This window comes from Flavobacterium collinsii (assembly GCF_902804485.1).
Lineage (GTDB): Bacteria > Bacteroidota > Bacteroidia > Flavobacteriales > Flavobacteriaceae > Flavobacterium > Flavobacterium collinsii.
In genome coordinates this window covers 1-10,061 of sequence record NZ_CADCST010000042.1, presented here as the reverse complement: position 1 = coordinate 10,061, position 10,061 = coordinate 1, and the positions used below count along the sequence as shown (strand labels likewise).

General features: G+C 36.9%; 6 protein-coding genes. 1 reads left to right on the top strand and 5 read right to left on the bottom strand.

The features are described 5' to 3' along the window. Positions 1-100 precede the first annotated feature (100 nt). The 5 genes from FLA105534_RS00515 to FLA105534_RS00495 form a co-directional block, all read right to left on the bottom strand. Positions 101-1,060 (bottom strand): DUF4861 family protein, encoded by a 960-nt coding sequence (locus FLA105534_RS00515; RefSeq protein WP_246253131.1) that lies wholly within the window; start codon positions 1,058-1,060, stop codon positions 101-103. Positions 1,061-1,078: 18 nt separating this feature from the next. After that, a complete protein-coding gene (locus FLA105534_RS00510; protein WP_173964096.1) occupies positions 1,079-2,014 on the bottom strand; it encodes an alpha/beta hydrolase in 936 nt (311 codons plus the stop codon). 122 nt (positions 2,015-2,136) lie between these two features. Beyond that, positions 2,137-3,828, bottom strand: coding sequence for a RagB/SusD family nutrient uptake outer membrane protein (locus FLA105534_RS00505; protein WP_173964095.1), 1,692 nt, complete (start codon positions 3,826-3,828; stop codon positions 2,137-2,139). Positions 3,829-3,838: 10 nt separating this feature from the next. Further along, complete coding sequence (locus tag FLA105534_RS00500) at positions 3,839-7,015, bottom strand: SusC/RagA family TonB-linked outer membrane protein (protein ID WP_173964094.1); 3,177 nt, start codon at positions 7,013-7,015, stop codon at positions 3,839-3,841. A gap of 46 nt (positions 7,016-7,061) precedes the next feature. After that, the gene (locus FLA105534_RS00495) at positions 7,062-8,489 is read right to left on the bottom strand and encodes a glycoside hydrolase family 28 protein (protein ID WP_173964093.1); all 1,428 of its coding nucleotides are present in this window, start codon (positions 8,487-8,489) and stop codon (positions 7,062-7,064) included. A gap of 284 nt (positions 8,490-8,773) precedes the next feature. Here FLA105534_RS00495 and FLA105534_RS00490 point away from each other — a divergent pair, with 284 nt between their 5' ends. After that, positions 8,774-9,802, top strand: coding sequence for a LacI family DNA-binding transcriptional regulator (locus tag FLA105534_RS00490; protein ID WP_173964092.1), 1,029 nt, complete (start codon positions 8,774-8,776; stop codon positions 9,800-9,802). Positions 9,803-10,061: the final 259 nt, after the last annotated feature.

The window sequence follows — 10,061 nt, the reverse complement described above, 5'->3', positions numbered from 1 at the left end:
TTTACTCTTTACTCTTTACTCTTTACTCTTTACTCTTTACTCTTTACTCTTCACTCTTCACTCTTCACTCTTCACTCTTCACTCTTCACTCTTCACTCTTTTACATCTTCCCCTTCTTGTTCAATACTTCTAACCTTTGATCTAAATATTTCACAAATTCTTCTTTCGATTTAATTCCGTTTTGTTCTTGTTCCCATGCGCCTAACAGGTAAAAAGAAGTTGCTTTTGTTGTTGGTTTAAATACCAAAAGATAATCTAAATCTGTATCGGGAGCACTCTCAATTGTACTGACTTCATAAAAAATTACCATTCCTAATTTATCCGGAACTAATGATTGCTGACCATAAGTCGCGAGATAAGCCCATTTTTTATTTTTGCTTTCTTTTTTAAGAAGCTCTGTGTTTTTTTGCTTTACAATTCCGGTACAAATTCCCTGAATTTCTTTGGATGCCTGAATGGTGTGCTTTGTATATAGCTCGTCTGGTTTGATGGTCAAAACTGAAGTGAAATCAATTTTATCAGAAGCCGTTTTCCAACCATAGTACTGCACTTTTACACCCGACTCATTGGTTTTATTTACTACCGTAGCTATAGTAGAATCAACCTCACGGAAGTGTAATTTTTCGTTGTTTAAATAACGGTCTATTGAACCAATTCCGATTCCTTTTCCGGCTTTCAGAATATCTGCTCCCCAATCGCTCATCTCGTGATAAGAATCGAAATTATCCTGTCCAACTTTTGGCAAAATAATTTCTGCTGTTTTTTTTCCGAAAATGTCAATCGCATTTCTCCAATCTAAATACAAACGATATCCAATGCGGTTATTTTCCCAACCTGGTCCTTCATAACGAATATCAAAAGAATGATCGGTATGTTCCGGCGACAATTTGAGTCTATCCACATTTTTAAATACTGTACCGCCAATATATTTGCGGCCTTCCCACTTTCCATCTGTTTTAGCAGATATCTCGGCATAGGTTTTAGCTGTTTTTATATCATACTTCTGAGCATTAACTGCTGTAATACCAACTAAGAGTAAGGTCGCTAATGTAAATTTCATTTTCATTTTTTATTGTAATTATTTAAATACTATGTTTAAAAATTGCGTGGTATACTGAACTGTTTGATCAAACCACGGCTGAAAAAACCAAAAGGAATGAGGTGAATTCTGAATTATTCTGACCTCATTATAAATTTTATTTTGATTCAGAATCGCAATCATATCGTCTCTTCCTGCATGAAACCGGTCAAAACTGCTGTTGATGAACAGTGTTGGCGGAGTCTTTTTATCGGTATGCCTTAAGGCCGATGCTTTCTCCCAATTCTCAGGATTCTCCTGATACGTTCCGTTTAACCAAAAAGCCGCCATTTCTCCTTCTTCCGATTCGGGATGTTTAAAGGCCAAAATCCCATCTACATCAATTATTGCCTGCACTTTTGAAGAAGACACACTCTTGTTCCGAGGGTCTTCAAAAGCTAAATTTCCATTTGTTACACCAATTAAAGCTGCCATTTGACCTCCTGAGGAGCATCCTAAAATGGCAATTTTGTCCGGATCTACCTGAAATTTTTTCGCATTCTCTTTTACAAATTTAATCGCATTTTTTACATCATAAATCGCTTCCGGATATTTTGCTTCTAGTGATAACCTATATTCGATCGCAAAACACGTATATCCTTTTGAACTTAATGCCTGTCCTAAAACCTCCATCTGATTTTTGTTCCCGGATTTCCATCCTCCCCCATGAATCAGGATAACTCCCGGATTTACCTTTTCAGTTTTTTTCCAATAGGCGTCCAGATGTAACTCCCTGTTTCCAATTTTATCATAGACTATGTTCTCCATTTGAAGAACGTTTGTCTTATTATTCGCTTCCGCTATTTTTATAAACGGATATTTCTTAATTAGTTTGGCATAAGTACTTTTTACGGTATAAGAAGTGTCAACGGCATACTGGTTTTGTGCCATGATAACCTTCGAAAAAAGCAATAAAACAATCCCTATTCTTTTCATTTTAACCGCTCTGATTATTAGTTAAAAGGAGTCCGAGTCCGATTCCGGATCGAACCCCTTTTTAACTTCCTCAAAAAAACGTAACCTCAAAATTTTTAAAACCACTAATCATAAAAACCTTTTTAATAAGCCGGGTTTTGAGGGTAATTTTTACTTCTGTTCAAATCTAATGCCGACTGTGGTATCGGTCTTAGAATTTTAAGATTACCATTTTGTCCGTTAAAGACGCTTGCATTTGTGATTTTAGGATTGTATAAAACAGCTCTTTGTACCAATGTACCTGTACGTTTCAAATCGAACCAACGGTGGTATTCTCCTAATAGTTCTCTACCTCTTTCATCTAATATGGTGTTGATATCAATAGTCGTCATTACCGGAATTGCTCCTACAACTCCGCCTCCTGCTCTTCTTCTAACTTCATTCAAACGTGTTAGAGCTGTCGCTGGCTGACCTGCTTTAAAGTAAGCTTCGGCGGCGACCAGATAGGTTTCTCCTAGCCTTGCTACAATAAAATCACGGGTACTGCTTCTGTTTGTTGCCGGTGTGATAGGTGTAGTGTTGTAGTTGGTGCTGGTGGCACCGCTATAGGGAGCATTTGGATCATCAAATTTACGAACGGGAATCAGGTTGTAATCACCTCCTGAGGCTGCTGATGAAGAGTAGGTTCCCCAATTGTGATATCTGAAAGTTGCCGCATTTGCTTTTCTTGAAGCATTAGCTGTATTCCATGCCGCTCTATCGGCTAAAGTAAACCAACGAGGTTCGTAAAAATCTGTAATTTTTAAAGCCGTTTTATCTGCTACCGTATAAAAATCATAGTATTTACTGTAGATTTCTGTCATGAATGTATTTTCCCAACGTTTATCACCCTGCTCATATAAAGATAATGCGTAAACTGTAGGACAAAGTGTGTAACTTCTGTTTGGATAAGGATTACCTGCTGCCGCTGCGCCTAAATAAGAGCTAAACCAGTAGTTTTGTGAACTTCCCAAAGCTGTTACCCCTGTAGCATTTGAAGCTACAGAAAACTGCACCGAGAAGATCGTTTCAGCATTCATTTCGTTTCCTGGTTTTACCACATCGGCAAAAGAAATATTAAGTGCCTGTCCTGCTATTACCTGATCTGCTAAATTAGCCGCAGTTGTAAAATCTGCCGGTGTTCCAAAAGTTTCGTAACCTTTAGTCAAATATACTTTTGCCAATAAATCCTGAACGGCTCTTTTATTAACTCTTCCTGTATAAGCCCCTGTACCCACTGCCGGAAGCGCTTCGTTAAGGTCTTTTAAAATTTGTGTGTATACTTCTTCTGCTGAATTTCTGTCGAAAGAGGTAACAGCAGTATTAATGTTTTCTAATACAATCGGAACGCCTCCATAAGTCTGAACCAAAAGGAAATAAGCATTTGCTCTTAAAAATTTCAGTTCCCCTACTCTTGTATCTATCGTACTTGCTTTTTCGGTAAGGGTTGAATAATACAATCCTTTATTGGCTTGCTGAATGGCCATGTAACAAGTTCTGTACAATAAATCTACTCCGGCTGACGAAGAAGAAAGGGTTAAATACTTAGCCAATCCTTCCGGTTCCTGATTTCTTCCTTCAGAGTACATATCGGTACCTGCTTCAAACAGCCACGGATCACCGCCGTATATATCTTTTAGAGTGGCATAATTGGTATTGACCAATGACTCAAACCCGGGAGCAGTTAGAAAATATTGTTCTGCCGAACCAAAGGCACGGTTGTCTTCTTCGATAAAATTGGAGCACGAATTGAATGTCGTCGCCAGTATTGCTATAACTAATACTATTTTTTTCATTTTTCTTAATTTAAAATTTTAAACTTAATCCCATCTGAACGGTCCTTGTCGCAACACGATTCACTGCTAATGCTGCAGTTGCCCATTCAGGGTCATATCCTTCGTAATTGGTAAATACAAAAGGATTCAACACATTCACATAAAGTCTTAAACTTTTAATTTTCAATTTGTTCACTAAATCCTGATCAAAACTATACCCAAAAGCGATGTTTTGAATTTTTACAAATGAAGCGTCTTTGTAAAATGCTACGTTATTGGTATCATAATAAACCCCTGCTCCACGTGGTAACGGATTTGTATTGGAATACTGAGCGGCCAGACCAGCACCATTAGCCGGAATATACCAGTCTCCAAGATCTAATTTTTGACGTCCTCTATCGGTAACATCTGCAAAGTTGTCGTGGAATCCGCTAAAGACAGTCATTCCCTGATTGGTGATTAACGACATTGACAAATCAAATTGTTTTACTTTTAAAGTAGTAGAGAAACTTCCGGACCATTTAGGATCGTAGTTTCCTAAAATAGCTCTGTCGTTATTGGCGTCAATTTTTCCATCGTTATTCAAATCTTTTACTTTTGCTTCTCCCGGTTTCTGACCATAAGAAAGGGCTTGCGCTGCCTCACTTTCCTGCCATACTCCATCGAAAACATAGTTGTAGTACGAATGAACATTTTCTCCCATAAAGAGATTGTTTCCAACATCACTTATCTGATTTTGTCCATAAATCGATTCCAGTTTGTTGACGTTTTTAGTAAAAGTGAAGCTCGTCTCCCAGGTAACATTTTTAGTCTGAATGTTTTTAGTAACCAGCGCCACCTCAATTCCTTTGTTTCTGATAGAACCTACGTTAGAAGTAATGGTTGGTACTCCAATTTCCAATGGAAGTGCCTGTTGAAACAATAATTTTTTAGACACACGATTGTAAACGTCTACACTACCCGAGATTCTATTGTGAACAAATCCGAAATCTAAACCTAAATTCACCTCTTTTGTTTTTTCCCAGGTCAGGTTTGTATTTCCTAAGTTTGAAGCCGTGTAACCATTTGCGATTGTACCATTAAAATCATAATAAGTTGGATTTTTTAAAACACTTAAACTTGAATATGGTTTTACGTTATCGTTTCCTGTGTAACCAATACTTCCTCTAAATTTGAAATTAGACACAAAATCTAATTTTTTCATAAATCCTTCCTCATGAACATTCCATCCTAAAGCTACAGAAGGGAAAGCAGTCCATTTATTATTTTCAGCCAAAACTGATGAGCCGTCATAACGTACCGAAGCGGTTAACAAATAGCGCCCTTGGTAAGCATAATTCAAACGGGCTGCGTACGATTCTAAAGTATTTTTAAAGTACGGTGTGAACACTCCTGAAGGAATTAAGGCAATAGTACCGCTTGATGGCGTTAAGGAGTAAGTAGACTGAACTCCTGAACCTAAATTGTAAAAACTGGTTTCAAAAGGGTTTTCTCTTGACGCTGCAAAATATGTTTCGGTAGCATTAGAATAGAAACTCTGAAGTCCTAAAAAGCTAAAAACGTGGTCTTTGTTTAAGGTGTAGTTGATGTTAAACTGATTGTCCCAGGTATAATTAAAATTGTTCACATTCGTCACGTCACCGGATGGCAAACTTTTATTTTTAAGACCAAAATCAGTTTGAGCACCAAATGATCTTCCTTCTCTGGCATCCATTTTTCCTGCTGAAAAAGTAGATTTGAACGATAACCAACTGTTGATTTTATATTCTCCAAAAATATTACCAATGGTCGTAAATCTTTCTATTTCGTCTGATGAATTTGCAATTTCTAAAAGCGGATTGTAAGAACCTGTTTTATTAATCGCTAGATTTCCGTTAGGATATCTCAATGTACCCGGCTGTTGTGCATAAGTCCCCACGATTTCATTACCGGCTGCATCTATCGCCCAAGGCGAAGTATATGGATTTTGTCTGAAAGCTTCCTGCATGGCCGTTGGACTTCCCAACTGTTCAGAAGTTTTAGAAATGGTCAGGTTTACTCCAAATGAAATTTTATCGTTTACCTTATGGTTCAAAGCTGCTTTAAGATTGTATTTATCGATTCCCTCATTATCAATCACTCCGGTTTCTTTCTGAGCTCCTAAACCAATGTTGTATGACAGTCCGTTATCGGCACGACCGGAAACATTTAAGTAATTGTTTTGCATCATCCCGCCTTTAAGAACCGCATCCTGCCAATTGTAGCTTTGATTATTAGCCACTCTCTGAAATAATACAGGGTTTGTACCCGCCTGTCCTACAGCAGCATTCAATTCTGAAGCATCAATATCGTTATAGGTTGGATTGATTGCTGAGATAGTAGTTGCCAAAAATGCAGATTGGTGATAATACCACCATTTTTCCGGACTCATTAATTTTGGTAATCTTACAGCCTCTTTGATACCGTAAGAACTGTCAAAAGTAACGCTAACGCCAGACTTAGCATTTGTTCCGCTTTTGGTCGTTACAATGATAACCCCGCTTCCTCCTCTGGAACCATAGATGGCAGCAGAAGATGCATCTTTCAAAACGTCCATTCTCGCAATATCCTGTGGATTCAGGAAGTCGATATTATCAGTAGGTACACCATCCACGACAAAAAGCGGTCCAGAACCATCTTTATTGATCGAGTTTGTTCCTCTGATGGTAACATTAAAACCATCTCCAATTCTACCACTGTTCGAAGTTACCTGAACACCCGCGATACCTCCCTGAATGGCCTCCATTGGATTAGTAACGTTTCTTTCGGTTATTTTAGCTGCCGATAAAGTGTTGACAGCACCTGTAAGATCTGTTTTCTTTACAGATCCATATCCTACAACCACCACTTCATTAAGTGAGTTGGATTGCTCAGCAAGGCTTACATTCACTTTCGATTTTCCTGCAATACTCACTTCTTGTGTCTGAAAGCCTAAATAACTCACAATTAAAATCGCTTTATTATTGGACACATTCAATTTAAAACTTCCTTCAAAATCTGTAGAGGTTCCGTTTTTAGTTCCTTTTTCCTGAATGTTTACACCAGGTAATGATAAACCCGCAGCATCTGTAATTTTCCCTTCTATTGTAGTCGATTGCCCATAAGCTGTCGCGCTCAACAGAAAATTCAGGAAAAATAAAAACACAAGACTGTATTTTATTTTTTTCTTTAATAGTTGTTTGGTATTCATAATTTTTTAAAATGGTTTGGTTAATTGATAGTTTTTAATTTGTACGTTATTCTACTTTTTTTTCATTGATATAGGTATTAATAAATTTTATGTTCTTCACGTTTTTGAGCAGATGTACGGCGTCTACTTTTTGAATGACAACATTTTTAAGGGTAATATTTTCCACAGGAGATTGTACGTAACCTTCTGCCCAAACGCCATATTTGCCTCCATTTTTCACTTTTATATTTTCAAGGCTTACGTTTCTGATAGTCGGAATAAAGTCCCCAGTTTGTAATCCATATACATTATAAAACATGTTTAATTTTAAGACACATTCTTTTACGGTTCCCACTTCAAGATTACGGACATACACATTTTCTATGATTCCGCCTCTTTTTGAATTGGTCTTGATACGGATGGCACGATCCAAATTTGGACTGTCCATGACACAGTCTTCCACAAAAACGTTATTGACACCGGCCGATATTTCACTGCCAATTACAACTCCGCCGTGACCGTCGATCATTTTACAGTTTTGAACAATAATATTTTTACTCGGAATTGCTACTCGTCGACCATCGGCATCCCGGCCTGCTTTGATTGCGATACAATCATCACCGGTATTAAAAGTGCAGTTTTTGATAAGTATATTTTGTGAATATTCGGGATCACAACCGTCATTATTAGGGCCATGGCTACTTACGGTAACCCCGTCTATAATGATGTTCTCTGATTTTAATGGATGTAAGATCCAAAAAGGAGCGTTTATGATAGTGACGTCTTTTACCAGAACGGTATTACATGCAAAAAATTCAATAAAATTAGGACGCAGGTAACGTCCATCTCCAAAGATCCTTTCTTCAACCGAAACTCCTTTTTCGGCCATATCTACCAAAACTTCTCTATTTTGTGGATCATTTTGCGATGGAATACCTTTTTTCCATCCGTAATCTTTACCCCCTGACCAAATCCACCAGTTGGTGTGATCAGCCTGTCCGTTCAGCGTTCCTTTTCCGGTTATGGCGATATTGGTTTTATTCTTTGCATAAATAAGAGGAGAATAATTCATCAGTTCAGTTCCTTCAAATGAAGTATGAACGACAGGATATTCTTTTGGATTGATGCTGAAAAGGATTTCTGCCTGATCCTCTAAATGCAAATTCACATTACTTTCTAAATGAATTGCTCCTGTGAGATATTTACCTTTAGGAACCAAAACTTTTCCGCCGCCATTTTGAGCGCATACTTTTATTGCTTTTTCAAAGGCTAAAGTGTTCCCTGTTATTCCGTCGGCAACTGCACCAAAATCCTTAATATTATAGGTCTTATCCGGAAAGTGGGTTTCTGGAATACTCTTAACTATTAACTCTTTGTTTTTCCAGGGATCAGATTCAGAAACTGCCACAGCCTGCTTTCCACAAGAAAGCATCATGAATCCTGCTACAGCTCCTATTAAAACTGATTTAACTACCAAAACTTTCCCTGTAATCATTTGTGTTGTAATTTAGGTTTGATTTCCAAAACAATGTAATTATGTAATCGATTACACGAAAGTAAAAAATAAGTTCCAATACACCAAATTTATTTGAAAATTAATTATATATTTAATTTTTATTACGGAATATAATTACACTTAATGTAAAAAATTAGATAATTTATTATCATTGTAGAATCGAAATCGTTTTAATTATAAATTATGGTAATCGATAACAATTTGTGTAACCTTATAAAAAAATATGTATTTTTGTCAGAGATTAATATGAAAAACCTTTTTTAATGAGCGAAAAAATAACCATTTACGATATTGCCGAAAAATTAAATATCACCGCTGCAACTGTTTCCCGGGCGTTAAACAACAATCCGAAAATAAAAGAGAGCACACGTGAGTTGGTTATTAAAACTGCGGCTTCCATGAACTACAAGCAGAATAAACTCGCGCTCGCATTAAAAAGTGGCCGAAGTAATAATATTGGTGTTATAGTTCCGCGTATCGACAGTAACTTTTTTGCTTCGGTTATCAGAGGTATTGAAGAAGAACTTCATCCGCATGGTTATCAGGTAATTATTTGCCAGACGCACGAAAATCCGAAAAGAGAAAACGAAAATCTATATACTTTAATAGACGCTCAGGTTGATGGCATCATCATGTCTGTTACCGATGTAACCGGAGAAAATGACGGTGCATTTCAATATGTCTTAGAAAAAAATGTTCCGCTCATCTTTTTTGACAGAAGCAAACATATTGACGGAGTGAGCTCTGTAACGATAAATGACTTTAGAGGTGGTTATTTAACAACCAAACATTTGATCGATGAAGGCTGCCGCTATATAGCGCATTTATCCGGAGATCAGTCGCTTGAAATTTTCAAGAACAGGTTCCTGGGATACAAGCAGGCTTTACTGGATAGTGGAATAGCTTTTAATGAAGAATACGTAATTCCGGTAAAAAGTACTGTTGATCACGGAAAAGAAGCTGTAGACCTTTTGCTACAGCTGAAAACACCGCCTGATGCTATATTTTCATCAAGTGATTTTGCTGCTTTAGGCGCTATTCAGGAATTAAAAGAAAGAAACATCAGTATTCCGAAAGAATTTTGTGTCGCGGGTTTCAGTAATGAACCTTTTACCAAATTTATGGAGTTATCCATTACCTCTGTAGATCAGTCTCCTTTAGAAATGGGTAAAATGTCTGCACGTGTTTTTCTGGAACAAGTAGACAAAACAGAAACTATTAAAATCGAAAAAAAGGTAGTTCTTGCTCCGGAATTGCACATTCGTAAATCATCTTCAAGAACAAGCTTTTAATTTTTTATTTTACCATTAATATAGTAAGGCAAATTAAGTTTTTGCCTTTTTTTTTCCTCAAACCATTAAGACATTAAGACAAATTAAGCTTTTGCCTTTTTTATCTAAAGATTAACCCGTTTGGTTGAAATTGAACACAATTTAATTTTAACACATAGAAACATAGATTTTAACACCTGAAAAAAGAAGGAAAAATAGAAATATATTTCTTTCACATAGTATAATATGTGCTTTTTAACTAGTGAAACGCCTTTTTTAA